Origin of the sequence: Vibrio sp. TRT 17S01 (assembly GCF_050113695.1) — a bacterium.
Lineage (GTDB): Bacteria > Pseudomonadota > Gammaproteobacteria > Enterobacterales > Vibrionaceae > Vibrio.
The window spans coordinates 155,696-181,654 of record NZ_JBNJOG010000002.1 but is presented as its reverse complement, the minus strand read 5'-3'; the positions used below and the strand labels follow the sequence as shown (position 1 = coordinate 181,654).

At 44.6% G+C, this 25,959-nt stretch carries 23 protein-coding genes and 1 tRNA gene; 12 read left to right on the top strand and 12 right to left on the bottom strand.

What is annotated here, in order from left to right; genetic code table 11:
• Positions 1-27: 27 nt before the first annotated feature.
• A complete protein-coding gene (locus ACQEXS_RS04130; protein WP_427012928.1) occupies positions 28-459 on the bottom strand; it encodes a type IV pilin protein in 432 nt (143 codons plus the stop codon).
• Between the two features lie 102 nt (positions 460-561).
• Between ACQEXS_RS04130 and ACQEXS_RS04125 the strand changes: the two genes are divergently transcribed.
• From ACQEXS_RS04125 to tadA, 7 genes are all read left to right on the top strand, one after another.
• On the top strand, positions 562-1,068 hold the full coding sequence (locus ACQEXS_RS04125) for a GspH/FimT family protein (RefSeq protein ID WP_427012927.1): 507 nt from the start codon (positions 562-564) through the stop codon (positions 1,066-1,068).
• The gene (locus ACQEXS_RS04120) at positions 1,049-1,693 is read left to right on the top strand and encodes a PilW family protein (RefSeq protein WP_427012926.1); all 645 of its coding nucleotides are present in this window, start codon (positions 1,049-1,051) and stop codon (positions 1,691-1,693) included. Before ACQEXS_RS04125 ends, ACQEXS_RS04120 begins: the two co-directional genes overlap by 20 nt.
• Positions 1,690-3,036, top strand: coding sequence for a hypothetical protein (locus tag ACQEXS_RS04115; protein ID WP_427012925.1), 1,347 nt, complete (start codon positions 1,690-1,692; stop codon positions 3,034-3,036). The genes ACQEXS_RS04120 and ACQEXS_RS04115 overlap by 4 nt, the downstream gene beginning before the upstream one ends.
• Positions 3,026-3,448, top strand: a complete 423-nt coding sequence (locus ACQEXS_RS04110) for a type IV pilus modification PilV family protein (protein ID WP_367987082.1) — start codon at positions 3,026-3,028, stop codon at positions 3,446-3,448. Before ACQEXS_RS04115 ends, ACQEXS_RS04110 begins: the two co-directional genes overlap by 11 nt.
• A gap of 285 nt (positions 3,449-3,733) precedes the next feature.
• Positions 3,734-5,293, top strand: a complete 1,560-nt coding sequence (locus tag ACQEXS_RS04105; RefSeq protein ID WP_367987081.1) for an AbgT family transporter — start codon at positions 3,734-3,736, stop codon at positions 5,291-5,293.
• 111 nt (positions 5,294-5,404) lie between these two features.
• Positions 5,405-6,670: a hemolysin family protein gene (locus ACQEXS_RS04100; RefSeq protein WP_427012924.1), complete on the top strand. Its 1,266-nt coding sequence runs from the start codon at positions 5,405-5,407 to the stop codon at positions 6,668-6,670.
• 102 nt (positions 6,671-6,772) lie between these two features.
• Positions 6,773-7,282, top strand: a complete 510-nt coding sequence (tadA, locus tag ACQEXS_RS04095; RefSeq protein ID WP_427012923.1) for a tRNA adenosine(34) deaminase TadA — start codon at positions 6,773-6,775, stop codon at positions 7,280-7,282.
• A gap of 351 nt (positions 7,283-7,633) precedes the next feature.
• On the opposite strand, the gene mltF is transcribed toward tadA, so the two are convergent.
• On the bottom strand, positions 7,634-9,163 hold the full coding sequence (mltF, locus tag ACQEXS_RS04090; protein ID WP_427012922.1) for a membrane-bound lytic murein transglycosylase MltF: 1,530 nt from the start codon (positions 9,161-9,163) through the stop codon (positions 7,634-7,636).
• 316 nt (positions 9,164-9,479) lie between these two features.
• Between mltF and purL the strand changes: the two genes are divergently transcribed.
• Entirely contained in the window at positions 9,480-13,376 is a 3,897-nt protein-coding gene (gene purL, locus ACQEXS_RS04085; protein ID WP_427012921.1) for a phosphoribosylformylglycinamidine synthase, read from the top strand.
• A gap of 163 nt (positions 13,377-13,539) precedes the next feature.
• Complete coding sequence (locus ACQEXS_RS04080) at positions 13,540-13,893, top strand: DUF3622 domain-containing protein (protein ID WP_427010039.1); 354 nt, start codon at positions 13,540-13,542, stop codon at positions 13,891-13,893.
• A 70-nt stretch (positions 13,894-13,963) separates the two neighbouring features.
• Here ACQEXS_RS04080 and ACQEXS_RS04075 read toward each other — a convergent pair whose 3' ends face one another.
• From ACQEXS_RS04075 to purM, 5 genes are all read right to left on the bottom strand, one after another.
• Positions 13,964-14,155, bottom strand: a complete 192-nt coding sequence (locus ACQEXS_RS04075; RefSeq protein WP_427010040.1) for a DUF4250 domain-containing protein — start codon at positions 14,153-14,155, stop codon at positions 13,964-13,966.
• Positions 14,155-14,361, bottom strand: a complete 207-nt coding sequence (locus ACQEXS_RS04070; protein ID WP_039478024.1) for a YaeP family protein — start codon at positions 14,359-14,361, stop codon at positions 14,155-14,157. The genes ACQEXS_RS04075 and ACQEXS_RS04070 overlap by 1 nt, the downstream gene beginning before the upstream one ends.
• A 122-nt stretch (positions 14,362-14,483) precedes the next feature.
• The gene (locus tag ACQEXS_RS04065) at positions 14,484-15,134 is read right to left on the bottom strand and encodes a tellurite resistance TerB family protein (RefSeq protein WP_427012920.1); all 651 of its coding nucleotides are present in this window, start codon (positions 15,132-15,134) and stop codon (positions 14,484-14,486) included.
• 120 nt (positions 15,135-15,254) lie between these two features.
• Positions 15,255-15,896, bottom strand: a complete 642-nt coding sequence (purN, locus tag ACQEXS_RS04060) for a phosphoribosylglycinamide formyltransferase (RefSeq protein WP_427012919.1) — start codon at positions 15,894-15,896, stop codon at positions 15,255-15,257.
• A 2-nt stretch (positions 15,897-15,898) separates the two neighbouring features.
• Positions 15,899-16,939 carry a phosphoribosylformylglycinamidine cyclo-ligase gene (purM, locus tag ACQEXS_RS04055; protein ID WP_367987073.1) on the bottom strand — a complete coding sequence of 347 codons (1,041 nt, stop codon included), beginning with the start codon at positions 16,937-16,939 and terminating at the stop codon, positions 15,899-15,901.
• Between the two features lie 284 nt (positions 16,940-17,223).
• On the opposite strand from purM, the gene upp reads away from it, so the two are divergent.
• Positions 17,224-17,850 carry a uracil phosphoribosyltransferase gene (gene upp, locus ACQEXS_RS04050; protein WP_367989200.1) on the top strand — a complete coding sequence of 209 codons (627 nt, stop codon included), beginning with the start codon at positions 17,224-17,226 and terminating at the stop codon, positions 17,848-17,850.
• Between the two features lie 57 nt (positions 17,851-17,907).
• On the opposite strand, the gene rluF is transcribed toward upp, so the two are convergent.
• The 3 genes from rluF to ACQEXS_RS04035 all read right to left on the bottom strand — a co-directional run bounded on the left by rluF (position 17,908) and on the right by ACQEXS_RS04035 (position 19,903).
• Positions 17,908-18,930, bottom strand: a complete 1,023-nt coding sequence (gene rluF / locus ACQEXS_RS04045) for a 23S rRNA pseudouridine(2604) synthase RluF (RefSeq protein WP_427012918.1) — start codon at positions 18,928-18,930, stop codon at positions 17,908-17,910.
• Positions 18,931-19,021: 91 nt separating this feature from the next.
• Positions 19,022-19,603 carry a DNA endonuclease SmrA gene (smrA, locus tag ACQEXS_RS04040; RefSeq protein WP_427012917.1) on the bottom strand — a complete coding sequence of 194 codons (582 nt, stop codon included), beginning with the start codon at positions 19,601-19,603 and terminating at the stop codon, positions 19,022-19,024.
• A 159-nt stretch (positions 19,604-19,762) separates the two neighbouring features.
• On the bottom strand, positions 19,763-19,903 hold the full coding sequence (locus ACQEXS_RS04035) for a DUF3149 domain-containing protein (protein ID WP_005476401.1): 141 nt from the start codon (positions 19,901-19,903) through the stop codon (positions 19,763-19,765).
• A 256-nt stretch (positions 19,904-20,159) separates the two neighbouring features.
• Here ACQEXS_RS04035 and ACQEXS_RS04030 point away from each other — a divergent pair.
• A tRNA-Pro gene (locus ACQEXS_RS04030) sits at positions 20,160-20,236 on the top strand.
• A 69-nt stretch (positions 20,237-20,305) separates the two neighbouring features.
• Here the strand turns inward: ACQEXS_RS04030 and ACQEXS_RS04025 are convergent.
• Entirely contained in the window at positions 20,306-21,172 is an 867-nt protein-coding gene (locus tag ACQEXS_RS04025) for a TraB/GumN family protein (RefSeq protein WP_427012916.1), read from the bottom strand.
• A gap of 409 nt (positions 21,173-21,581) precedes the next feature.
• Here ACQEXS_RS04025 and ACQEXS_RS04020 point away from each other — a divergent pair, with 409 nt between their 5' ends.
• A complete protein-coding gene (locus tag ACQEXS_RS04020; RefSeq protein WP_427012915.1) occupies positions 21,582-24,233 on the top strand; it encodes a beta-N-acetylhexosaminidase in 2,652 nt (883 codons plus the stop codon).
• A gap of 69 nt (positions 24,234-24,302) precedes the next feature.
• Here the strand turns inward: ACQEXS_RS04020 and ACQEXS_RS04015 are convergent, their stop codons facing one another.
• Positions 24,303-25,691, bottom strand: a complete 1,389-nt coding sequence (locus ACQEXS_RS04015) for a peptide MFS transporter (protein ID WP_427012914.1) — start codon at positions 25,689-25,691, stop codon at positions 24,303-24,305.
• Positions 25,692-25,959 lie beyond the last annotated feature (268 nt).

Below are 25,959 nucleotides of genomic sequence, written 5' to 3'. Positions count from 1 at the left end.
GCCTTTTTGCATTCGCTATGAGTGAAGTTACTTCCAGCAGTTTGCTGGTGAACCTTCGCCCACCTGATTTAAAGTGAGTGCGGTGTATGAGTTTGCACCACATTTATCATTTGTCTGCGCGCCTGCAGCGGTCGCGCTGATGGTGTACGTTGTTGCTGTTTTAGCGATAGTAATGGTATAGCGAGCACTGTCCACTTCGCAAAAAGTACATACACCACCAGATAAAACAGAGTTGGCGGCTGATATGTAATTCCCGTTGTATTGGCGTTCCATTTCGAGCTGTATTTTAGCAAGGTCGGCCATGGCTGAAGAGCGATGTGCTTTCAGAACATAGTTTTGGTAACTAGGATAGGCAATCCCGGCTAAGATCCCAATCACGGCTACCGCTATCATTAATTCGATCAGTGTCATTCCAATCGCTTTCTTTTTGTAGCGATTGCAGTAATTTTTTCGAATCATTTCGAGTACTTCCCCATTGATTTTCCTCCTATTTTTCTTCGGTGATAGCATCGCTGCAAGATAAGTTGCCAGCAAACATGGCTTTACATAGGAATTTGGGAAATGTCTCGCGGCTTTACTTTGTTAGAGCTTCTACTGACCGTTGTTGTACTGAGTATTTTACTTACTGTCGCTATTCCGAATTTTGACAAGTTAACATCGAATACACAGATGACACGCTTAGCGGATGATCTGCAAGGCTTTTTAATCCAATCAAAATCTGAAGCAGTTTGGAGAAATCAAGATCTCTGGGCGCACTTTACTCTGCCTACAAACCCGACTCCTGCAGGAGATTGGAAGGTGACCCTAACAGACTCTGATATTGCAAATGCAGGGAATAAAATACTGGTCCTTGATGGTGCATTATTTAAAGACGTGGTGATCAGTTCATCTTATTCTTCGAATCGAGTGAAGCTTACCGGATCTAGAGGGCGAATTTCTGGCGGGAACCTAAAGTTCTATCGTGTTGGAAATTCGAATCAGGCTCTCCAATTGAAGACGGGCGTTGCAGCAAGCCGGATTATGATCTGTGGTGTTGGAGGAAGCTATTATGGCTACCCATCTTGTTAAAATACGTCGTCAAACAGGAGCTTCCCTGATCGAATTAATGATCGCTTCAATTATTGGAGTGATTGCCTTGGGGATCGTCGGATCTGTCTTTGTTACTGGGCAAAAGTTGGCCTCTGAAAGAGGAAAGGAGCTGTTACTCGTGCAGAACCTTTCTAGCACTATTTTGCAAATCAAAGAGGATGTTCAACGTGCTGGGTTTGATGGCATAGGTTCAATTTCAGCTAAGCTATCTGGTGCATCAAGCAGCATTCACAGTCAGGCAGACCAGTTGGCTTACGCATACCGAGTCGCCTCTTCAGGAAGTTCTGCATTTCGTAATGTGGTATATAAGCGTGAAGCTTCAGGGAACCCAAGCGTGGGGGATGCTTTAAAAATATGTGAAAAATACAGTGCAGCTCCTTTAACTGTAGCGTCTGCTGCTGCGTCAGTACTTGGCAACTCCTGCTATCAGATTTTCAATCCAAAACAGATATCTATTTCCCAATTGCAGCTAACAACAGCCACTGTTGCAAGCAATTCAGCGGATAACAAAATTGTCACGATTACCTTAACGGGTCATTTGTTGTCCGACCCAACAAATACTCACACCGCTGTGATCAAAACCATTCAGAGGAATTGGCAATGAAGAAGCATGCTCAGTCTGGGGCCGTTACTTTAGTTGTAACGTCTATTTTGCTTATTTGTGCTTTGGTTTTGGCATTGGGTTCTTACAAATCGGTTTTCTATCAAATCAAGCGCGCACAGAATGAGGTCGCAGCGCGTCAACAACATTGGATTGCAGAAGGGGGATTAGAGTGTATCTATAGTAAAGCCGTTTTGGAGCGTTCTGTCCCGACAAGCTCTGTGGTCGATGAATGTAACGGAAATGGTGATCTCGAATTTTCCTATATGCTTCCCAAGGCTAACCTCGTTCAGGTGACGACTCAATTTGGTCATACATCATTGCAAAAAATAATTAAACTCCCTGGAACTGGTGCGTCAGGAGTCATGAAAGCAACCTCCAATTTGTATTTTGCTGGTGGTATGGCAATGAGACCCGATCCAGGAGAGGGATTGGGGAGTAATGAGTGGGGATGTACGATGCTTCGGTATAGTAATGAATTCAAAGTATACGGAACTATTGTCAATCAAGGGCTGCATGACAGTACATTACCATATCTGGGATTCCCAACGGGGCAAAGTTGTCGTTCAACTGTCGGGGACAGCTATATGACATCAGTGATTGGTAACTACAACACTCCGTCAGGGTTAAAGAAAGACTTTGTATTAGACACATCACAGAAACCTTTTGAAGACTTATTCGATACACCAAGGAACGAGTGGTTTGATGTGATGTCATTTGATGGGTTCGTTAAGTTAGCTAATGTGCCGCTAACCTCTGGTAGTGGTGAAATGCTGTATACCCAAGCCACATTGCCTGCGGCTACAGTTGTGGATAATTGTGGAACTAAAATTGTTGATAATATTGAAGCTGGACAAGATCTTATTTGGATTTATGGTAGCTGTCATCTCAGTTCTACTGATTTGACAGCCATTGGTGAGGCAATTACTCCTTCCTCTGGGGCTGCAACGATTCCAAGTGGGGTAATTTTAGTGGTTCATAATGGATTACTATCAACATCAGGCGCTTTGGACTTCAAGGGGATGCTTTATCACTTTGTTTCACATGATAGTCTTGGTGCTCCAGAGTTTGTTCCAAGTGCCGCTCTGTGGTCTAGCCTCGACTCAGGACAAAAGACAGTTTTAGATGGTGTTGTTGGGCCAGTTTCAAGTGTGACAACAGGCAATACTGCATATTTCCAAAATGGTGCGTTCTATCCATTGGGAGGATATGTGATGGACGCTCCGGGGACATATGCGGTGTACAGTTCGTCAGTGAGTTTCACTTATAACCGAGATGTTATCGATGTGCCATTGTCAAAGCTGAAGAAAATTAAATGGTTGTCAGGGAGTTGGTATGCAAACTAAACAACAAGGCTTTAGTTTTATTGAGGTATTAATTTCTTTTCTCTTGATTGGCATTGCTTCATTGGCTTTGGTGAAGCTACAAACCTATATAGAACAACGAGCGGATTTTGCAGTAAAAAGTAGCCAAGCCCTGAACCTCGCTGAGCAAAAATTAGAATGGTTTAGAGCGCGAGGAGCTTCTGCGGCTATGTCTACGATTTCTGTGCCGACGTTTGCTTCAATAAGTAGTGGAAGTGATAGTGTGACGCACTCGCCATATACTTTAACGTGGACAGTCAGTATTCCATCGGCATCTTTATCTTCTTCGTTAAAATCTATCTCAGTAAAGACATCTTGGTCAGATCGGTTAGGGGAGGAGCAATCCATTACATTAAAAACTATGCTCTCCAGCCACAGTGAATTTTCGATGTAACGATAAAATCGAGCATAAACAAATTCACCTTATAGATGGCTAATCACCGAAAGGTTTACTGTATATTTTTCGTTTTGGTTTCTAAATTGTTTAAATATACCGTCAAAATCTGTGTGTTTTTTGTTACTGCTCGATTGCGATTTTGCAAAATATGTCTCCATATATGAAATTTATCATGGGATCTTGTGCTTTTATTTGGCGGATTGAATAGAATAGTCCGTTGAAAATTGACCGACATAATTATTCGAAAAGGTCAAAGGCAACAACATCACATATGGAGTTACCATGAGTAACCAAGCTGTAAACAAAGCACCGTCTCCGAAGCCGAGCGGGATGGATCGCTTTCTGAACTTTATCGAGCGAGTAGGTAATAAAATTCCTGATCCAGCGATTCTGTTTTTCTGGGCACTAATCATTACTTGGGCTGCGTCTGCACTTTTGTCGAATGTTTCTTTCGACCTTCCCAATCCTCGAACTGGCGAAGCTCTTACTATTACTAACCTGCTAACAGGCGAAGCACTAGCAAGTTTCCTTGCTAATATGGTGACAACGTTCACTGGCTTTGCGCCACTTGGTATTGTTCTCGTAGCGATGTTGGGTGTGGGTGTTGCCGATTCTTCTGGCTTCATCACAACAGGCCTTAAGAAGATGCTGAACTTCACGCCAGCGAAACTTCTTACTCCAATGCTAATTCTTGTAGCAATCGTATCGCACACTGCGGCGGATGCGGGCTACGTTCTGGTTATTCCTCTTGGTGGTATCATCTTCCACGCGGCTGGTCGTCACCCTCTAGCGGGTATCGCGGCAGCGTTTGCAGGTGTATCAGGTGGTTTCTCTGCAAACTTCATCCCTTCAGGTATCGATCCTCTATTGGCTGGTTTCACGCAAACAGCTGCACAGGTTCTGGACCCTGAGTACGTGGTTAACCCACTAGCGAACATCTTCTTTACTGGTCTATCTTCAGTAATCATTGTTGCTATCGGTTGGTACGTCACTGAGAAAATCATCGAGCCACGTCTAAAGAACACTCCAATCGACGAAGACGCAGAGAAAGCACCCGATCTAGGTTCCTTCACTGAGCTTGAGTCTAAAGCGTTCCGTTACGCAGGTTGGGCTATGATGGCGGGTATCGCACTTCTTGTTGTGGCGCTTATCCCAGAAAACTCTGCACTGCGTTCACCTGAAGGTGAGATCACTGCGTTCTCTGCGCCAATCATGAAGTCTATCGTTCCACTGATCTTCATCCTGTTTATCATTCCGGGTTACGTTTACGGTCGCGTTTCTGGCACGTTCAAGACAAGTAACGACATCATCAAAGCGATGGCGGATACCATGTCTACGATGGGCGCATACATTGTAATGTCGTTCTTCTGTGCGCAGTTCCTATCTGCATTCGCGCAATCAAACATCGGTACGATGCTGGCGCTATACGGTGCGGAAGGCCTGAAAGCGATGAACCTACCAGGTGAAGCAACTATCATCGGTATGATTCTTCTAACGGCTTCTGTAAACCTTCTAATCGGTTCTGCATCAGCGAAATGGGCTCTTATCGGTCCAATCCTAGTTCCTATGCTAATGGCTGTGGGTATTTCTCCTGAGCTATCTCAAGCGGCTTACCGTGTAGGTGACTCTGTATCGAACATCATTTCACCTCTGATGGTATTCTTCCCTCTAGTCGTGGTTTACTGTCAGCGTTACGTGAAGTCGACAGGTATCGGTACGCTAGCATCGTTAATGATGCCATTCTCGATTGCAATGCTAATTGGCTGGTCTATCTTCCTAGTGGTTTACTGGATGCTAGGCATTCCTCTAGGTATCCAAGCGCCATACACTTACACGATGTAAGTGACATAAATGATTACAAAGCCTACCCTTTCGGTAGGCTTTTTTTTATCTGCAACTCGCTTTAAACTGCAGGTGGCGGCACATGCCGTTAAACATGGAAAATAAACATTTATGAAAATTCTGCTTTTAGTAGGGTTAATTGTATTAAACGGTCTTTTTGCGATGTCTGAAATCGCATTAGTCGCAGCAAAAACAAGTCGGTTAAAGCGCCTCGCTGAAAAACACAAAGCCGCTCAAGTGGCTCTTGAACTCAAGGAAAATTCCACCCGTTTTCTTTCTACTATTCAAATTGGTATCACCGTCATTGGTCTATTAAGCGGTATTGTTGGTGAAGCCACATTATCAGGACCGCTTGCACAACAAATGGAACTTTGGGGCATGACGCCTGAGCAAGCGAACGTATTTTCTACGGCGATAGTAGTTGTTGGCATTACCTACTTTGCCATCGTAGTCGGAGAGCTGGTTCCTAAACGCTTTGCTCAATCTCAAGCTGAAACAATCGCGGTTCTGGTCGCTTTACCGATTTATTGGGTGTCTAAACTGACGACACCGTTTGTGTGGTTACTATCTTGGTCAACTGAAGCATTGCTGACGTTGATGAGGCAGAAAAACCAAGAAGATAGTGTAACGGAAGATGATATCCATGCCATTGTACGTGAGGGCTCAGAATCGGGGGCGATTGAGCAAGGCGAACAAGAGATGATTCGCAATATTCTTCAGTTGGATGATCGCTTGGTGGGTTCACTGATGACACCTCGACGTGAGATTGATTTTTTAGATATAGACCAACCGATTGAATCAGTATTAAAGCGAATTCGAACCACCAAACACAGTGTATTTCCAATCTGCCGAGGTAGCCTCGATCAGATTGTTGGAACGGTATCAGCGAAAGCATTGCTCAATCATGCTAGTCAGATAAGCAATCAAACGATTGTGAGTTTGTCCAAGAGCCCTGTTTATATTCCTGAGTCAATGAAAGGGCTAAATCTACTGAGTTACTTTAAAAATTCGGGTAATGAAATGGCATTTATTGTCGATGAATATGGTGATATTCAAGGTTTGGTCACTCACTATGACGTATTGGAGGCCATCGCGGGAGAGCTCTCAAATAACCCCAATGATTTATGGGCAGAACCGTGTGAGTCTGGATGGATGTTGGATGCACTCATTCCATTGAGTGAGCTACAGAATCGTCTAGAACTGAGTGATGAATTGCATGCCGATGGTGCGCAAACTTTGAATGGTTTACTCACTTGGAAACTTGGCCGCTTGCCGGAGTCCGGAGAGGTCATCCATTATCAAAACTGGCAATTTACAGCCGAGGTGGTTGAGCATAATCGAATTGTGCGGGTCAAAGCGATGCCAAGTCGTGATTAACCCAACGATTATGTATTGTTATTGGTTTGATATTGAGTATGCTTCTTAGCATCTTATTCAAATATCCCCCTCTGCTTTAGAGCACGATTTTAGGAGTGTAAGTTGTCTCAACTCTTTTCCGCACAAGACGAAGTTTTCATGCGCCGAGCAATGGAACTGGCCCACCAAGCTGAATTGGATGGGGAGGTTCCTGTTGGAGCGGTTCTGGTAAAAGATGGTCAAGTTATTGCTGAAGGATGGAACCGTTCGATTTGCGATCACGATGCCACAGCGCATGCTGAGATCCAGACATTGCGTCAAGCCGGAAAAGAGTTGCAGAATTACCGGCTGCTAGATACGACCTTGTATGTCACGCTTGAACCTTGTCCCATGTGTGCAGGCGCATTGCTACATAGCCGAGTAAAGCGAGTCGTTTATGGTGCTCCGGATCTAAAAGCGGGGGCGGCTGGAACCGTCCTCGACTTATTTGCAAGCCAAGCTGCGTATCATTACGCTCAGGTTGAGAAGGGGCTACTGGAAGATGAATGTCGAGAGCAGTTGCAAGCGTTCTTCCGCCGTAGACGTAAAGAAATAAAAGCTCAAAAGCAGCTAAATAAACAAGAAGGTGAGTAAGCGAGATGCAAACATTCACCTAAGATGAATGTTTGCGATGCTTACTGTTATACCGATGCCGTACACATGAAGGCGCGGTGTCGAGCAATAATTTTCTTTTTATTATTGCTCACTTTGCGCTTGCGACGGATGGCTGCAACAGTTTTGTTCAAGCGTTTAGACTGTAACTTACGTCTGCGCATCAACAACCCCTAATGACTACAATAATTACCTCATTTGAGGCCTTTGCTACTGAACTCAGTAGCGCATTTTGGCCAAACACAATATAAAAATCAGACATGGAGTACAAGCGTCATTTAGCGAGGGTACTTCACAAATAAAAAGCGCAACTTAAATAAGTTGCGCTTTAGGTTAATTTTGTGAGCTGGCAGTAGAAGAAGCACTCGAAACCGCAGTGGTACTTGCTGAGGACGCGGGCTGCTCTGGTGGCGGGATGACGGCAAGATCATCAATGTCCACTTCACCGTTTTCAGGTGTTTGCTGCTCTACATGACCAATAATGCTTTGATAGTAACGGCGAATGTTTTCAACATAGTTTTTCGCTTCATCACCACGGGCATAACCATAACGGGTTTGGCTAAAGAATTTCTTTTGTCGAAGCAGAGGTAAACGCTCCTTAACATCTGACCAAGCGTCTGGATTTCCACCTTGTCTTTTCGTCAGCCGTCTCGCATCCATCATATGCCCATAACCAATATTGTAGGAAGCCAGCGCGAACCAAATCTTTTCATGCTCATCAATACTGTCTGGGATACGTGCCACCATGCGGCGCAAATATTCTACGCCACCTTTTACCGACTGCTCGGGATCAAGTCGATCTGTTACCCCGACACTTTTTGCCGTTGGTAGAGTCAACATCATCATTCCTCGAACGCCCGTTGGTGATTTTGCCAGTGGGTTCCAGTGTGATTCTTGATACGCCAGTGCGGCAATTAAACGCCAATCAAATTCGTCGGAGTACTCTTGGAACAGGGGAGACCATTTCGGCAGTTTGCTGTCCAATGCGCGAATAAAGGCGCGGGTATCGACGTAGTCAAATGTGCCAATGTGTCCAATGTATTTCTCTTCTAAGGATGCTAAGTGTCCGGACTGTTGCAAGTTACCAAAAAACTCAATCAATAGCGCATAAAGGCTTTCATCTTCAGAGCGTTGTAGAAACCAAGAAATAGGTTGATCTTCCGTTAGCTCAAATGCGAGCGCTAAATCTGGATAGATACGTTGGGAAAGCGATATTTCTACAGAATCGGCGACGGTGTACTTCAGTTCGCCTTCTGAGACTTGTTTCAGCAACTCGTTGACATCTGAATTTGGGTCAATTTTATATTCAAACTCAGGGGATTTTTGCTGGATATTGGTAAGCGTACGTTTGAAGTGTGAATCGCTGACGATGGTCACAACAGGTTCGCCATTATTCTGTTCCATTAACTCTGACTGTTTTTTCAACAACTGTTTTAGATTGCGAGGACGCCACTGGCCTTTTTTATACACCAATTGTTGGCTGACATAATAGTAGGCTGGGCCTGGACGAAAGCGCTGTAATCGCTCTTCTGACTGACTAAGGCCAGCTGCAATGATGTCAATCTCACCATTCTCTAATGCAGGGTAGAGACTGGATATACGATAAGCTGGCTTCATTTCCAGCTGAACACCTAATTCGTTTGCAAACTCACGCGCAATTTCATAATCCAACCCGGCCGGACCATCTGGACCAATATAGTAAGAAAGTTGATTGTTGAGCGTACCCACTCGCAACACGCCGCGCTCGCGTATTTGTTCCAGCTCACTTTTAGGTTCTGATTCAATCTGGCAGCCAGAGAGAAATAGGGCTGCAAGGCATAATGTTGTCAGATACTTAAAGCGCTTAAAATAATGATTCTTCATCGATAGCATTCTCATACATCTAGTGTGTCCTTTATATCAAAGGGATGAGGTCAATCAAAGCTTATGTGCAATGCATTGGTAACAACTTCATCATTTAATGAGTTTTGCTGTATTTCAAATTTGACAAAAAAAATGACGCAAACGGTTGCTATTGGTGTTACATCACAAAAATAATTGCTATATAATGCGCTCGCAATGCAGAGGTGGAATCGGCATAGGTTTTCAAACCTTCGGGAATAGCTTCGAAGTAAAACAGTATAACCCACTGAATTTATTCCAATATCACCTTAATCAATTGCATAAGAGACCTAAGTACATGAGAATTTTTCGTGGCTCCCCAGCTCTATCTGAATTTCGTGTTAACAAGCTTCTAGAGCTTTGTCGTGAACTAGGCCTACCTGTAACAGGTATTTACGCTGAGTTTGCCCACTTTGCTGATCTAACGGCAGACCTAGATGCGTCTGAAGTTGAGAAACTAGAAAAACTACTGACTTACGGTCCGACAATTGAAGAGCACAAGCCTGAAGGTCTTCTTCTACTTGCGACTCCTCGCCCTGGTACTATCTCACCATGGTCTTCTAAGTCTACTGACATCGCGAATAACTGTGGCCTAGCTAAAGTTGCTCGTCTAGAGCGCGGTACGGCTTACTACATCGAAACATCATCTGGCCTTTCTGAGCTTCAACTGGTTGAGCTTAAAGCGATTCTTCATGACCGCATGATGGAAGTTATCTTTACTGACTTCGATTCAGCAGCGGCGCTTTTCCAAGTGGCAGAACCTGCACCAGTCGCGGACGTTGACCTACTTGCTGGTGGTCGCGCTGCGCTTGAAAACGCAAACGTTACCCTAGGTCTTGCACTAGCGGATGATGAGATCGAATACCTTTACGATGCGTTCGTAAACAAACTTGATCGTAATCCAACCGACATAGAGCTAATGATGTTTGCACAGGCGAACTCAGAGCACTGTCGTCACAAGATCTTCAACGCAGACTGGACTATCGACGGCGTTAAGCAAGAGAAGTCTCTGTTCAAAATGATCAAGAACACATTTGAAACGACACCAGAAAACGTACTGTCTGCATACAAAGATAATGCAGCAGTGATGGTGGGCTCTGATGTCGGTCGTTTCTTCCCAAACCCAGAAACTCGCCAGTACGGCTACAGCCAAGAGAAAGCGCACATCCTAATGAAGGTGGAAACTCACAACCACCCAACGGCTATTTCTCCTTGGCCGGGTGCTTCTACAGGTTCAGGCGGTGAAATCCGCGACGAAGGTGCGACTGGTATTGGTGGTAAGCCAAAAGCAGGTCTTGTTGGCTTCACTACGTCTAACCTACGTATTCCTGGTTTTGAACAGCCATGGGAAACAGATTTCGGTAAACCGGGTCGCATCGTTAACGCTCTAGACATCATGCTAGAAGGTCCACTTGGTGGCGCGGCGTTTAACAACGAATTTGGTCGTCCAAACCTACTGGGTTACTTCCGTACTTACGAAGAAAAAGTGAACTCTCACGCAGGTGAAGAGGTCCGTGGTTACCACAAGCCAATCATGATTGCTGGTGGTATGGGTAACATCCGTGACGAGCACGTTCAGAAGAAAGAGATCCCAGTAGGCGCAAGCCTAATCGTACTTGGTGGCCCTGCAATGAACATCGGTCTTGGCGGTGGTGCTGCTTCTTCAATGGCATCTGGTCAATCAGCAGAAGACCTAGATTTCGCCTCAGTACAGCGTGAAAACCCAGAAATGGAGCGTCGCTGTCAGGAAGTTATCGACCGTTGTTGGCAACTTGGTGATGCTAACCCAATCGCGTTCATCCACGATGTAGGCGCGGGCGGTATCTCTAACGCACTTCCTGAGCTTGTAGACGATGGCGAGCGTGGTGGTATCTTCCAACTGCGTGACGTACCAAACGACGAACCAGGCATGAGCCCACTTGAGATCTGGTGTAACGAATCTCAAGAGCGTTACGTTATGGCAGTTGCGCCAGAGAACATGGAAGTATTCGACGCAATCTGTAAGCGTGAGCGTGCACCATACGCCGTAGTAGGTATCGCAACAGAAGAGCGTGAACTGAAACTTGAAGATTCACACTTCGAGAACACGCCAATCGACATGCCAATGGATGTGCTTCTTGGTAAGACGCCTAAGATGCATCGTGATGCGAAAACGCTAAAAGCAAACAACCCTGCAGTTAACCGTGACGGTATCGAGCTAAACGAAGCAGCGGACCGCGTTCTACGTCTACCAACGGTTGCAGAGAAAACATTCCTTATCACTATCGGTGACCGCACAGTAACGGGTCTAGTTGCTCGTGACCAAATGGTTGGTCCTTGGCAGGTGCCTGTTGCTAACTGCGCAGTGACCGCAGCAAGCTACGACACTTACCACGGTGAAGCGATGTCGATGGGTGAGCGTACACCAGTGGCTCTACTAGACTTCGGCGCTTCTGCTCGTCTAGCGGTTGGTGAAGCAATCACAAACATTGCAGCGACAAACATCGGTGATATCAAACACATTAAACTGTCTGCAAACTGGATGTCTCCAGCTGGCCACCCGGGTGAAGACGCGGGTCTTTACGAAGCAGTGAAAGCGGTGGGTGAAGAGCTATGTCCAGCACTTGGCCTGACTATCCCTGTTGGTAAAGATTCAATGTCGATGAAGACCAAGTGGGAAGAGAACGGTGAGCAGAAAGAAGTAACCTCTCCGCTATCTCTAATCATCACTGCGTTTGCTCGTGTTGAAGATGTGCGTAAGACAATTACACCTCAGCTTCGCACTGACAAAGGTGATACTTCGCTAGTTCTAATCGACCTAGGTAATGGTCAGAATCGTCTAGGTGCAACAGCGCTAGCACAGGTTTACAAGCAACTGGGTGATAAGCCAGCAGACGTTGACAACGCAGCGCAGCTAAAAGGTTTCTACCAAGGCGTGCAAACTCTTGTCGCGAACGATCAAGTAGTGGCTTACCACGATAAGGGCGATGGCGGTCTATTCGTTACTCTAGCTGAGATGGCATTTGCTGGTCACTGTGGTGTGAAAGCAGATATTGCTGACCTAGGTGATGACGCACTGGCGGCGCTATTTAACGAAGAGCTAGGTGCGGTACTTCAGGTTAAGAACGATGACCTAGACGCTGTACTTTCAACGCTAGCAGCAAACGGTCTTGAGGCATGTTCTCATGTAATCGGCTCAGTAGAAGCATCTGATGAGCTAGTGATTACTTCTGGTGAGACAGTCGTTCTTGAGCGTAACCGTACTGAACTACGTACTATCTGGGCTGAGACAACGCACAAGATGCAAGGTCTACGTGATAACCCGGCATGTGCTGACCAAGAGCACGAAGCGAAGAAAGACAACTCTGACCCTGGTCTGAACGTTAAGCTAAGCTTCGATGTAAACGAAGACATTGCAGCACCTTACATTGCGAGAGGCACCAAGCCTAAGATGGCAATCCTACGTGAGCAGGGTGTTAACTCTCACGTTGAAATGGCAGCAGCGTTTGATCGTGCAGGTTTTGAAGCAACAGACATCCACATGAGCGACATCCTAACCGGTCAAGTGGTTCTAGAAGAGTACCAAGGCCTAGTGGCTTGTGGTGGTTTCTCTTACGGTGACGTACTAGGTGCAGGTGAAGGTTGGGCGAAGTCTATCCTGTTCAACGAGCAAGCTCGCAACCAGTTCGAAGGGTTCTTCCAGCGTGAAGATACCTTCTCTCTTGGTGTGTGTAACGGCTGTCAGATGCTATCGAACTTGAAAGAGCTGATCCCAGGCGCTGATTTGTGGCCACGCTTTGTTCGCAACGAATCTGAGCGCTTTGAAGCTCGTTTCAGCCTAGTTGAAGTCCAGAAATCTGATTCTGTCTTCTTTGACGGCATGGAAGGTTCACGTATGCCAATCGCAGTATCACACGGTGAAGGCCGCGTAGAAGTACGTGATGCTGACCACCTAGCGGCGATTGAAGCGTCAGGTACGGTTGCCGTTCGCTACGTAGACAACCACGGTAATGCAACGCAGCAATACCCGAACAACCCGAACGGTTCACCAAACGCAATCACGGGTCTAACGACTCAAGATGGCCGCGTAACTATCATGATGCCGCACCCTGAGCGTGTATTCCGCACAGTAGCGAACTCATGGTCTCCAGAAGGTTGGGGCGAGAACGGCGCTTGGATGCGAATGTTCCAAAACGCACGTAAGAACGTCGGTTAATTGAGAAGACGTTAGTTTTGCTTAGCAGCATAGTTAAAGCGCAGATCGAAAGGTCTGCGCTTTCTTTATTTAAAAACTTATAGCCAACGGCGCATTTTTGCGCTCTAATACCGCGCTTGCCAAGGGATGGCTATATCCCTCAATAATCCCTTAGGAAATGAATATGTCGAACAACAAAAAATTTGCCATTCGTGTTACAGAAAAACGTAACGGTTGGTGTGCAGAGATCACACGCCAAGTGACTTCACGTAAAACGTCAGTATCTAAGCGTGAGACTGGCTTTGAAACTGAAGCTCAAGCTCAAGAGTGGGCTGAAAAAGAGCTAGCGGGCTTTGTTCAGAATCAAGCTGCTCGTAACGAACGTAAAGGCGAAGCACGTAAGGTTCGCGTTGAACGTGAAGAGCGTTTAGCGCAAGAAGCAGCAGAAAAGAAAGCACGCCGTATCGAAGAAGCGAAACTTGCTGCAGCAGCACAAGCTGAATTGGATGATGAAGACGATTTCTTCGACGAAGAATAATCGCGATTCACTGCAAATAAAAAACCGCCGAATAGGGCGGTTTTTTTGCATCTAGTATTTGCAGGAATCGTTAACGAAACTGACCTGCATCTGGCAAAAAGTCAAAACCAGCAGTGGCGAGCTTTGCTTCTAACGCGCTTTTATCGATATCGAAGTAAGCAACAAGTTTGTCTAAGTCACCGCCAAAATCATCACGTAGCTTCATGTTGACGATACTCATCAACATCACTGGATCCATGCTTTCAAAGTTCGCCAGATTCATTACTTATCCTCGAAGTCGGAAATTAACAGATTTGCAGCAGCAAAGGCGGCTTTCTCTCGTGCTTCTTTAGGTAGAGACTCATCCGCTGCAATATCATTCAACGCCCTTACTGCGCATGAAATTGCTTGTGGGACATACGCTTGGTCACCACTGCCGATTTGAGCATACAGCTCACGAACCAGTTCACAACAGCCATATACTTGCATAGCTTCAACTCCAATAAATGATAACTGCTCTCAAATATACACACTCAATTTAGGAAACTCAAAGCTTAAGCTTGCTCTAGCTCAAGCCTGATAAACTGATGCTTGCAATTTATACAATGAAACTAATTTTGCAGCTGTTGTTCTAGTTGATACGTGACTTCATTGTCTAGATGAAGCTGTTTGGCTAGCTCTTGTAAGTAGGCCTTCTCCATAAAGTTTTGTTCATCAATAATAATAAGAGAGGCTAAATAAACTTCAGATGCTTGTTGTGGCGAACGGGCTAATCGAGCGACTTCTACTGGGTCGAGCGGCTTGTTTAATTCTGCATGAACGAGCTGTTGTAGTGCGGTGTCTGCACCAGATTGTTCAAGCGTCGACTCAATGTGCGCCATCTCTTGCTGGTCTACATGGCCATCTGCTTTGGCTGCAGCAATCATCGCTTTTAGAATCAGTTCACTATGGTAGTCATCTTGAGCATTGAAGTTTTCGGTTGTGCCAGTGGACGTTTGTTTATTTTGATAGTCGTTATAAACCTTATAAGCCAGCGCACCAAGAACAGCAACACCGCCGACTTTGAGCGTGTTTTTACCTAACTTCTTGCCGAGCTTTTTGCTCTTTTTCGAGCCCATAAGCAGGCTGACTAAGCCGCCTCCAACAGCGCCAGCGCCAAGCGATTTCAAAGTATTAGAGTTTGAACTGTTTTTGATTTGAGCTTGTCCTTGTTGGACGATATCTGAATTGAGGGCTTGATTAAGTAGGCTTTTAAGATCCATAGGTTACCTCCATCATTTTTTGATAGCTTAATGGAGCAAAGATGAATAGAGGATTAATAATGGTGAAAAACAAAAAAGGCGAGCTGTACGCTCGCCTTCTACATACTGTTAGTGAGAATATTATTCTTCAGCGTAACCGTGCATACCAAGAAGATTGCCATCAAGGTAAGCTTCTTTTTCATCTTTCATCACTAAGCGTTCTTCAACCAACCACTTAACCACCATAGGGTAGATTTTGTGTTCTTGAGTTTGAACGCGTTCAGTTAGAGTATCGACCGTATCTTCGTCGAAAATTGGCACTTTAGCCTGCAAAATAACAGGGCCACCATCAAGCTGCTCAGTCACAAAGTGAACGCTAGTACCATGCTCTTCATCGCCAGCGTGGATTGCACGTTGATAAGTGTTAAGACCTGGGTACTTAGGAAGCAGAGAAGGGTGAATATTGATCATGCGGCCCATGTAGTGGCGAACGAATTCACCACTTAGAATACGCATGTAACCAGCAAGCACGATGACGTCTGGCTTATATTCATCGATCTGCTTCATCAACTCATGGTCAAAAGCATCACGGGTATCGAACGCTTTAGGATCAAGGAAGTGTGCCGCAGCACCGGATTTCTCAGCGCGCTCTAAAGCATAGACATTGGCTTTGTTGGAAAATACTGCGGTAACACGACCACCAGTAATGTCCTTGTCACATGCATCAATGATTGCCTGCAGGTTAGAACCGTTTCCTGAAACTAAAACGACGATACTTTTCATGCTTATTTGATCTCTACTTGTTCTTCGCCAGTTGCAGCGTTTGCGATCTCACCGATAACCCAAGCGTTTTCGCCTTCAGCGTTTAATAGCTCAACCGCTGCGTCTGCTTGATCTTTCGGTAGAGCAACAACAAGGCCTACACCACAGTTAAATGTGCGGTACATTTCATGAGTCGTTACGTTGCCTTTCTCTTGTAGCCATTTGAAGATGATTGGCCATTCCCAGCTGTTACCATCAACAACCGCTTTAGTACCTTCTGGAAGTACGCGTGGGATGTTTTCCCAGAAACCACCACCTGTGATGTGAGAAATCGCGTGGATGTCGTGTTTCTCAATCATTTTTAGTGCTGATTTGATGTAAATCTTTGTCGGTTCTAGTAGGTGCTCACCGATTGTGCGACCTGCTAGCTCTTCGTTTTTGTCTGCGCCAGATACTTCAAGGATCTTACGGATCAGTGAGTAACCGTTTGAGTGTGGACCGCTTGAACCTACAGCGATAAGTGCGTCACCAGCGGCTACTTTAGTGCCGTCGATTACGTCTTCTTTTTCTACAACACCAACACAGAAACCTGCAACGTCGTAGTCTTCACCTTCGTACATACCCGGCATTTCAGCAGTTTCACCGCCGATTAGCGCACAACCTGCTTGCACACAGCCGTCAGCAATGCCAGACACTACGTCTGCTGCTGTATCAACATCGAGTTTGCCTGTTGCGTAGTAGTCTAGGAAGAATAGAGGTTCAGCACCTTGAACAATAAGATCGTTCACACACATTGCTACAAGGTCAACACCGATGGTGTCGTGCTTTTTCATATCCAAAGCAAGGCGGAGTTTCGTTCCTACACCATCCGTACCTGAAACCAATACAGGTTGCTTGTATTTAGTTGGCAGTTCACATAATGCGCCAAAACCACCAATACCACCCATTACTTCAGGGCGACGCGTACGCTTAACCGCACCTTTAATACGATCTACAAGCGCGTTGCCTGCATCAATATCTACACCAGCATCTTTATAGCTAAGAGAAGAGTTGTTACCACTCACGGGGAAGTCCTCGGTTTGAAAGTTGGATATGAAAACGGCGCTATTCTAACAGTGGATAAACCTAGATAGCAAACGTTTGCGTGAGTTTTTTACGCTTAGCGGGATGATTAAATGTTGGTAGGGCATTTTGGTGTTTTTTGTTCTTTTAACCTTACCATTGAGTAAACAATCAGCAAACAACCCAAATGGAGTGATTCTGGCTGGCTTTAGATCAAGATATTGCGACTTAAATCGATTATAATTTGAAGGTTTATTTAAATTTTACCCAGAAGCCGGAGATGAAAATGAAAGTTGTTGAAGTGAAACACCCTCTAGTAAAGCACAAAATTGGCCTGATGCGAGAAGGTGATATCAGCACAAAGCGTTTTCGTGAGTTAGCAACAGAAGTAGGTAGCTTACTGACTTATGAAGCGACTGCAGATTTTGAAACGGAACGCGTAACGATTGATGGCTGGAATGGTCCTGTAGAAGTTGATCAAATCAAAGGTAAAAAAGTAACGGTTGTGCCAATTCTACGTGCGGGATTGGGTATGATGGATGGTGTACTAGAACACGTACCAAGCGCTCGAATCAGTGTTGTTGGTATTTACCGTGATGAAGAAACATTAGAGCCTGTACCATATTTCAACAAGCTTGCATCAAATATAGATGAGCGTATTGCACTTGTTGTTGATCCAATGCTTGCAACTGGCGGCTCTATGATTGCAACAATTGATCTTCTTAAAGAGAAAGGTTGTCAGCACATTAAAGTGCTTGTGTTAGTTGCTGCGCCTGAAGGGATTGAAGCGCTAGAAAAAGCCCATCCAGACGTTGAGCTATACACGGCTGCAATCGATGAAAAACTGAATGATAAAGGTTACATCGTACCGGGTTTGGGTGATGCTGGTGATAAGATCTTTGGGACTAAGTAACCCAAGTTTCTTATAGAGATAAAAAAGGAGGAGCGGATGCTCCTCCTTTTTTGTGGGTTATTTCTTCAAACTTAATGTGCCACCAGTACGTGGCTTAGTTGCCACGCGTTGTGCTGGTTGATCTGATTTGGGTGTATAAACCGTTTTTCCTTTGTTGCTCGGTTTGTTTTTCGCACCATGTCGTCCTTTTTTGGAGTTCGGGGCATGACGGAACTCATCGGCATTTCGCCCTTTAAAGGTACGTGACTTTTGGTTGCGACGAGCGGTTGAACTTTGATTCTCTTCTCGGCTATCAAATAGTTTTGCATCTGTCGCTTTGCGAATCCGTTGACCTTTATTATCAACTTTCGACGCTTCTTCTGTACCGCTAGAGCCTTCACACATGGCTAATATTTTAGACACTTCAGCATCACTCAAGTAACGCCACTGGCCGTTTGGAATACCATCAAGTGTGATGTTCATTATGCGTACGCGGCGTAGTTTGAAAACTTCATAACCAAGTGCTTCGCACATACGACGAATTTGGCGGTTAAGGCCCTGAGTCAATACGATACGGAAAGAGAATTTGGTTTCTTTGGTGACAGTGCAAGGTAACGTCACTGTGTCGAGTATATTGACGCCAGAGCTCATTTTTCGAATGAAATCATCGGTGATCGGTTTATCGACACGGACAACGTACTCTTTCTCATGGTTATTACCAGCTCGGAGTATTTTGTTGACGATATCGCCATCATTCGTCAAAAAGATCAAACCATCAGAAGGCTTATCTAAACGACCAATAGGGAAAATCCGTTTTTTATGCCCAATAAAGTCAACGATGTTTCCTGCGACATCTCGCTCTGTGGTACAGGTGATCCCGGTTGGTTTATTGAGTGCGAGATAAATTGGTTTTTCTTTGGTGCTGACAGGGTTGCCATCAATACAAACATCATCACCGGAAAAAACTTTTGTTCCCATCTCTGGTATCTTGCCATTGATGGTGACACGGCCTTGTTCGATCAACTTATCCGCCTCACGGCGTGAGCAATAGCCAGTTTCACTAATGTATTTGTTTAAGCGTTTTGCAGATTCTTGTGACATGTTTTACCTATACGTTTCACAACGGCTGTATGAGGAAACCACAAATGTTTGTGGTCGAAATTTGGCCGCGAGTTTAGCACCATTTACGTGCTTAGCCCATGCGTTTTTGGTGTCTTTCTCGGTTCTCAAGTTTTTTATCGCTGCTTTTTCTAAGCAAAACATAAGTGGTTCCCGTGCCACCATGAAACCGTTGTGCACTGTGGGCACATTGCACATCTTTGATCTGTTGGAGCCAGCTGGCGACAAAGCTTTTCATTAATGCTGGTGGATTCGATTTTTCTCCTCGGCCATGAACAATCATTACTGTTCGGATATCCATTGCAATACACTGTTTGAGAAAAGAGGTGACCTCAGATCGCGCTTCTTTCAACGTTTTTCTATGCAGATCCAATCGCGCTTGAATCGGGTATTTTCCAAGCCTTAATTTACGGTAAACCCCTTCTTGGACACCATCACGTTTAAACTCGATCACATCTTCTGGTTTTATCGGCGGGGCATGTTCGATGGATAAATGATCCGGATCTTGATCAGCAAGCCACAGTGCCGCTTCCCGTTTTGCGATATGGCTTTCGGTGACCTGATGTTGCTTCTTATGTTCAGCCCTGTCCTGTGTGAGTGGTTTTACGTCACCCATCATTTGTTGAAATAAGGACAAATCATCTTCTTGAGACATCACTTTATCTCGATGGAATAAATAAGACTCACGATTATAACGTTACGGCGAATGAAAGGGCAGTAGAAGCAGTGGGATAGAAACTAAAAAACCGAAGTAGACAGAAAATCTACTTCGGTGCATAGCGTTTTACCATTCTCGGAATAGTCGCTAAGCGATCTAGTGAGGAGATTTGTCGTTCATGACTTTGTAGATAATGAAACCGCCATAAAAAAGCATCAGACCTAAAGCGCCAAAGATTACTATCATGGAAGATAGTCCCACTGCATTTCCGAATAGGAGATCAAGCCAAAAGTCCATCGTTTCCTCCAAAGTCAAAGAAGACAAGGGTTAAACTAAAGCCTGTTAACAGTTATGGTAATGATCTGGATCAATTGTGTTCTATTGGTTGCATTAATGTTTCTCGTGGTGTGTATTTGCTCACATTTTGTAGCCCGCTGATGATGTTTTAGCCGAACGCATTTTTTTAGCAAAGAAAAACAGAAAATGGCTTGCGTTCAACGTGATAATCCGTATTATACGCATCCGTTGCAGGGCATTGAGCCCGACAATGTCTCGGTGAATAGCGCAGCTTGGTAGCGCATCTGGTTTGGGACCAGAGGGTCGGGGGTTCGAATCCCTCTTCACCGACCATCTTTTAAAAAAGGCGCTACAGAAATGTAGCGCCTTTTTTGCATTTTAGGCAATGATAGCTGGAGCTAGCTAATCGAATTTACATAGCGACGTTTCACTGTTAGAGAGTTGCTTAGTTTCAAAGCCACGTTGCTTTAAAAGTGAAATAAGATTATCTCGTCCCACCAAATGTAGTGTACCGACCACGACCAAATACTTTCCTTTGCTCGACTGAGATGTGATCCCTTTATCCAACTTCACCGCCCAATCTTTATTCCTCTGGTAAATGAATTGGTCTTCAAACTCTGGGGAGATAGCGGCTAGTTTGGCAAACTTCTCTAAGTGTTTGATATCCCCTTTGAGCCAACTGTCGATCAAACAATGCGTTGCCTGCTCCGTTTTATCAAATTCCTCAATGGTGCTGATGAGTAACTCTTTTCCCCCTTCTACTTGTTTGGTTAACAGATCAATTTGAAATTGAAAGGTTTCCAGACTGAGTATAGGGATTTGGTTTAATCCCGCTTGACGAAGTAGCTGGATGTCGACCCCTTTATCTGCGGAATAACCTAAGTATTCAAACTGACGCATCTGGACTTGTAATGCGGTAGCCCATGGAGGGAGGGATAGCAGTTCCTGTGCATTTAAGTTGAGTAGTTTTGCTATTCCAACTAATTCATTTTGTTGAGTTTCATTCAGTAACGCTTGGCTGCGAATACGAAGTGGAGGGTATTGCACCTCTCCTGGGTTTTGAATGTCTGTTTCTACAATCAAACCATCACTGTTTAACAGGTAATCCGTTACTGTGTTTGGGAGAGGATAGAAGCGTTCATCTCCAACATGAACGGAACCGAAAATGACCAGCTCAAGCTTTCCTTTTTTCGCTGACCAGAAAAGAGGTTCTGAATAGCTAGGAAAAGCAAAGATGATAATGAGTAACGCATAGAAATATCTTTTCATAGAAACAGTCCATTTTCCGCGACGGTAAATTTGTTAAATCTGAAATTTTTGACGTTATTTAACGTGATATAAATGCGAAAAAAATCACATTTCCTCAATCATGTCCACGATTTCGAACAGTGCTACTTTATCAGCTTAGTGATCGAGATCGTCAAAAGGAAAGCTTTAAGCCTTATGTTTCGTGATGTGCTTCTCAGTAAACCCGTTAAATTAACTCTGTAGATTTTAACGTGATTTATAAGTTTATGTTTTACAACGATAACTTGAATAGTGTTTTTATAAAATTTGAAGATGATCACTTTAAGAGCGGAATAATTTTACGCATAGAAAAAACTCCTTGTATGTTGAAGTTATTGGTAGGCAATAGCGTTTTTTTGCTGATTAATTTTTTCGTTTTAGGGTAAGTAAGATGTTGAAACATAGTTTAATTGCTACTTCTGTCATTGCGACATTAGCTGGATGTTCTTCGCTACAAAGTTCTGAGCAACAAGTGGTCAACACGTTAGCGGACAATCTTGATATTCAATACCAAGTTCTGACAAATCATGGTGCAAATGATGGTCTAGCTTGTCAGGACTTAGGGGCAGAATGGGCTTCTTGTAACAAAGTGAACATGACTTTGGTGAATCAAGGTGAAGCTGTAAATGCGAAAGATTGGGCGATCTATTTCCACAGTATTCGCCTTATTCTTGATGTGGAAAATGAGCAGTTCAAAATCACTCGTGTCACGGGCGATCTACATAAGCTAGAGCCTACTGATAAGTTTGATGGTTTTGCTGCGGGTGAAGAAGTCGTTCTTCCTCTTGTTGCAGAGTACTGGCAGCTGTTTGAAACAGACTTTATGCCAGGCGCGTTCGTCGCAGCACCTAATACAGAGCCTAAGCTCATTGCATCATTGAATACAGAAGAAGTTGATTCATTCGTTTCAGGCCTTGAGGGAGATAACCTAAAGCGTACTCCTGATGATAATAATGTCATGGCCAATGCACTGTCTCGCTTTGAAAAGAATGCTGACTTAGCGACTCAAGATGTGTCTAGAACACTATTACCAAGCCCAATGTTTGTAGAAAACGGTGAGGGTGAGGTCGATATTTCAAATGGTATCGCGTTACCAAGTCATGCATTTGATAAAGCACAATTTGCAGCGATTAAAGATCGTGCAGGAGTGGTAGGTGTGGATGTGAGCGGTAAGCTACCTGTTAGCGTTACTGTTGTTCCTGCTGGCTTCACGGGTGACTTAGCGAAGTCTGGTGCTTATGCACTTAACATTGATTCAAATGGCATTGAAATTAAAGCGTTTGATAAAGTGGGTGCATTTTATGCGGTTCAGTCTATCTTTGGCCTGATAGACAGCCAGAATGTTAAGTCTCTACCACAACTGTCTATTAAGGATGCACCGCGCTTTGAGTATCGTGGTGTGATGGTGGATGTTGCACGTAACTTCCATTCAAAAGACGCTATTTTGGCAACACTCGACCAAATGGCAGCGTATAAAATGAACAAACTACACCTTCACCTTACGGATGATGAAGGCTGGCGTTTGGAAATACCAGGGTTACCTGAACTCACTGACATTGGTAGTCAGCGTTGCTTCGATTTAGAAGAGAAAACGTGTTTACTACCGCAGCTAGGTTCGGGCCCGACATCAGATAATTTTGGTAGTGGTTACTTTAGTAAGCGTGATTATGTTGAGATCCTAAAATATGCAAAAGCTCGCAATATTGAGGTGATTCCTGAAATTGATATGCCAGCTCATGCGCGTGCGGCAGTTGTGTCAATGGAAGCCCGTTATGATCGTTTAATGGCGAAAGGTAAAACGGCTGAAGCCAATGAATATAGACTAATGGATCCACAAGATACATCAAATGTCACAACGGTTCAGTTCTACGACAAGCAAAGTTTCATCAACCCATGTATGGAATCTTCAACTCGCTTTGTGGATAAAGTGATTTCTGAAGTGGCAGCCATGCACCAAGAAGCGGGCGCACCGCTTACAACATGGCACTTTGGTGGTGATGAAGCGAAGAACATCAAGCTAGGTGCTGGTTTCCAAGATGTGAATGCTGAAGAGAAGGTTGGCTGGAAAGGTACGATTGACCTATCGAAGCAAGACAAGCCATTCGCGCAATCTCCACAATGTCAGACGTTGATAGCTGACGGCACAGTAAGCGACTTTGGTCACTTGCCAAGTCACTTTGCAGAGCAAGTGTCTAAGATTGTGGCGGAGAAAGGCATTCCTAATTTCCAAGCTTGGCAAGACGGTCTGAAGTACAGTGATGGTGCTAAAGCATTTGCGACAGAGAATAAACGAGTAAACTTCTGGGATACCTTATATTGGGGTGGTACCGCATCAGTTTATGAGTGGGCAAAGAAAGGTTATGACGTTGTAGTTTCAAACCCAGACTACGTGTACATGGACATGCCATACGAAGTTGACCCGAAAGAGCGCGGTTACTACTGGGCAACACGTGCTACCGATACACGTAAGATGTTTGGTTTTGCACCAGAGAACATGCCTCAAAACGCAGAAACTTCCGTTGACCGTGATGGTAATGGGTTTACCGGAAAAGGGGACATTACTACGAAACCTTTCTATGGCTTGTCAGCACAGCTGTGGTCTGAAACCGTCCGCAATGACGAGCAATATGAATACATGGTCTTCCCCCGTGTTCTTGCAGCCGCTGAGCGTGCATGGCATCGCGCGGATTGGGAAAACGACTACAAAGCTGGCGTAGAGTATTCTCAAGCGACTAACTTAGTTGATAAGGCTCGCTTAAACCAAGACTTTAACCGTTTTGCTAACCTTCTTGGTCAGCGCGAGTTAGCAAAGCTTGAAAAAGCTGGCATCGACTATCGTTTACCTGTACCGGGAGCGAAAATTGACAATGGTGAGTTGTCGATGAATGTCCAATTCCCAGGAGTAGAACTGCAATACTCGTTAGATGGTAAGCAGTGGAAAACGTATTCTGACGAAGCTAAGCCAAAGGTCGCTGGTGAAGTCTTTATTCGTTCAGTATCGGTAACTGGTGAAAAAGCTAGCCGTATTACTTCGGTTAGGTAATTACAAACATCAACGAAAAAGCCCAGCAATTAGCCGGGCTTTTTTATTCTATGAACGAATAGAATGTGTTTAAGCAACTTGTGTTTGCTGCTCTTCAATTTGCTGTTCTGTGCTTACTGGGCTTTCTGCGCCATGCATCCAACGAACAAGGGTATTTGAGAATAGCAGTAGTATCACACCACTTATTGTTGCCGAAATTGCAATGCCGCCAAAAATTGGTAGAGCACCCAGCTCGCCAACATGGGAACCAATTAGACCAGCAACGTAGTTAGCAATAGCATTAAAGCCAAACCAAGCCCCCATCATGAGAGAAGCCAAACGTAGAGGAGCCAGTTTAGTAACCAATGATAAGCCAATTGGAGATAAGCAAAGTTCACCAAGTGTGTGGAAGAAGAAAGCGCCAACCAGCCATAACATAGAAGTTTTTACAGTTGTATCACCACCTTGTTCCATTACCGCACCCACCATGCATAGGAAGCCAAGGGCTAAGAAAAAGAGAGCAAAAGCAAACTTAGTCGGTGAATTTGGCTCTTTTGGACCCAGTTTTACCCAAAATGCAGCCAGAATAGGGGCTAGGGTGATAATAAAGAATGGGTTCAAAGACTGGAACCATGCTGCTGGTACTTCAAAGCTGCCCAACATTCTGTCGGTATATTGCTGGGTATAGATGTTCATTAGGCCGCCAGCTTGCTCAAAGCCTGCCCAGAACACAATCACAAAGAGGCCCATCACAAGAATCACTTTTAAGCGATCCATTTCTTGTTTCGTTAATGGCTCTTTTTGTGATGATTTTTTCTTTTGCAGATCTCGTGCCGCTGCCGGTATGGTGCCAATATCACCAAGCCAGCTTTTCGCCAGTGTCATTTGCATGATAAGGCTAATGATCATGCCAACTCCCGCCGCGATAAAGCCCGCTTTCCATCCGAAGCTATTGGTTACAGAGCCAGAAACAACACCTGCAATCAAAGCACCTAAGTTAATCCCCATGTAGAAGATGGTAAAAGCGCCATCACGACGGTTATCACCTTCTTCATAAAGATCGCCAACCATTGTCGAAATATTCGGTTTGAACAAGCCATTACCACAAATCAACAGTGCTAAGCCAAGGTAAAAGCCATGTACGGCATCGAGTCCGATCATGTCCGCTGGCATCGCTAGTGTGAATTGGCCAATCGCCATCAAAGCACCACCGATTAAAATTGAGCGACGCTGACCTAAATAGTTGTCCGCTAACCAACCGCCAATCATTGGGGTAATGTAAACCAGACCTGTATAGATTCCGTAAAGATCGAGCGCGTCTTTTGTGGTCCATCCTAAACCACCATTGATGGTTGTATCTGTCAGATAGAGAACTAAAATCGCGCGCATTGCGTAATAAGAGAAACGTTCCCAAAGTTCGGTACCGAACAAGAGGAACAAGCCACGAGGGTGGCCTAGGATTTGATGTTGGTTTGGCATGAGATTTTCTGTTTGTAGTTATTAAAAAATTTAATTCCAAACCACATATACATCTGAGGCAGATAAACTGCAATTACCAAATTTCATACAGTTTAGAGTGAAATTATCTAACCTTATGAATTTTAGCGATTTCTAAAAAAGAAAGTTATAAAAAGACGTGCTACAAACTAAGTTTCCATATTTATCGCAAGAATTGACGCAGAGTTGTCAAAGAGGCTGCTGGTTAGCTTCAGCTGTGGCTATCACAAAATTCCCAGTACGTTATCCA

What these genes read in the sequence shown, in the direction of transcription:
- ACQEXS_RS04130 (WP_427012928.1), bottom strand. Translation starts at nt 459, where the DNA reads ATGATTCGAAAAAATTACTGCAATCGCTACAAAAAGAAAGCGATTGGA.
- ACQEXS_RS04125 (WP_427012927.1), top strand. Translation starts at nt 562, where the DNA reads ATGTCTCGCGGCTTTACTTTGTTAGAGCTTCTACTGACCGTTGTTGTA.
- ACQEXS_RS04120 (WP_427012926.1), top strand. Translation starts at nt 1,049, where the DNA reads ATGGCTACCCATCTTGTTAAAATACGTCGTCAAACAGGAGCTTCCCTG.
- ACQEXS_RS04115 (WP_427012925.1), top strand. Translation starts at nt 1,690, where the DNA reads ATGAAGAAGCATGCTCAGTCTGGGGCCGTTACTTTAGTTGTAACGTCT.
- ACQEXS_RS04110 (WP_367987082.1), top strand. Translation starts at nt 3,026, where the DNA reads ATGCAAACTAAACAACAAGGCTTTAGTTTTATTGAGGTATTAATTTCT.
- ACQEXS_RS04105 (WP_367987081.1), top strand. Translation starts at nt 3,734, where the DNA reads ATGAGTAACCAAGCTGTAAACAAAGCACCGTCTCCGAAGCCGAGCGGG.
- ACQEXS_RS04100 (WP_427012924.1), top strand. Translation starts at nt 5,405, where the DNA reads ATGAAAATTCTGCTTTTAGTAGGGTTAATTGTATTAAACGGTCTTTTT.
- mltF (WP_427012922.1), bottom strand. Translation starts at nt 9,163, where the DNA reads ATGAAGAATCATTATTTTAAGCGCTTTAAGTATCTGACAACATTATGC.
- purL (WP_427012921.1), top strand. Translation starts at nt 9,480, where the DNA reads ATGAGAATTTTTCGTGGCTCCCCAGCTCTATCTGAATTTCGTGTTAAC.
- ACQEXS_RS04080 (WP_427010039.1), top strand. Translation starts at nt 13,540, where the DNA reads ATGTCGAACAACAAAAAATTTGCCATTCGTGTTACAGAAAAACGTAAC.
- ACQEXS_RS04075 (WP_427010040.1), bottom strand. Translation starts at nt 14,155, where the DNA reads ATGAATCTGGCGAACTTTGAAAGCATGGATCCAGTGATGTTGATGAGT.
- ACQEXS_RS04070 (WP_039478024.1), bottom strand. Translation starts at nt 14,361, where the DNA reads ATGCAAGTATATGGCTGTTGTGAACTGGTTCGTGAGCTGTATGCTCAA.
- ACQEXS_RS04065 (WP_427012920.1), bottom strand. Translation starts at nt 15,134, where the DNA reads ATGGATCTTAAAAGCCTACTTAATCAAGCCCTCAATTCAGATATCGTC.
- purN (WP_427012919.1), bottom strand. Translation starts at nt 15,896, where the DNA reads ATGAAAAGTATCGTCGTTTTAGTTTCAGGAAACGGTTCTAACCTGCAG.
- upp (WP_367989200.1), top strand. Translation starts at nt 17,224, where the DNA reads ATGAAAGTTGTTGAAGTGAAACACCCTCTAGTAAAGCACAAAATTGGC.
- rluF (WP_427012918.1), bottom strand. Translation starts at nt 18,930, where the DNA reads ATGTCACAAGAATCTGCAAAACGCTTAAACAAATACATTAGTGAAACT.
- smrA (WP_427012917.1), bottom strand. Translation starts at nt 19,603, where the DNA reads ATGTCTCAAGAAGATGATTTGTCCTTATTTCAACAAATGATGGGTGAC.
- ACQEXS_RS04035 (WP_005476401.1), bottom strand. Translation starts at nt 19,903, where the DNA reads ATGGACTTTTGGCTTGATCTCCTATTCGGAAATGCAGTGGGACTATCT.
- ACQEXS_RS04025 (WP_427012916.1), bottom strand. Translation starts at nt 21,172, where the DNA reads ATGAAAAGATATTTCTATGCGTTACTCATTATCATCTTTGCTTTTCCT.
- ACQEXS_RS04020 (WP_427012915.1), top strand. Translation starts at nt 21,582, where the DNA reads ATGTTGAAACATAGTTTAATTGCTACTTCTGTCATTGCGACATTAGCT.
- ACQEXS_RS04015 (WP_427012914.1), bottom strand. Translation starts at nt 25,691, where the DNA reads ATGCCAAACCAACATCAAATCCTAGGCCACCCTCGTGGCTTGTTCCTC.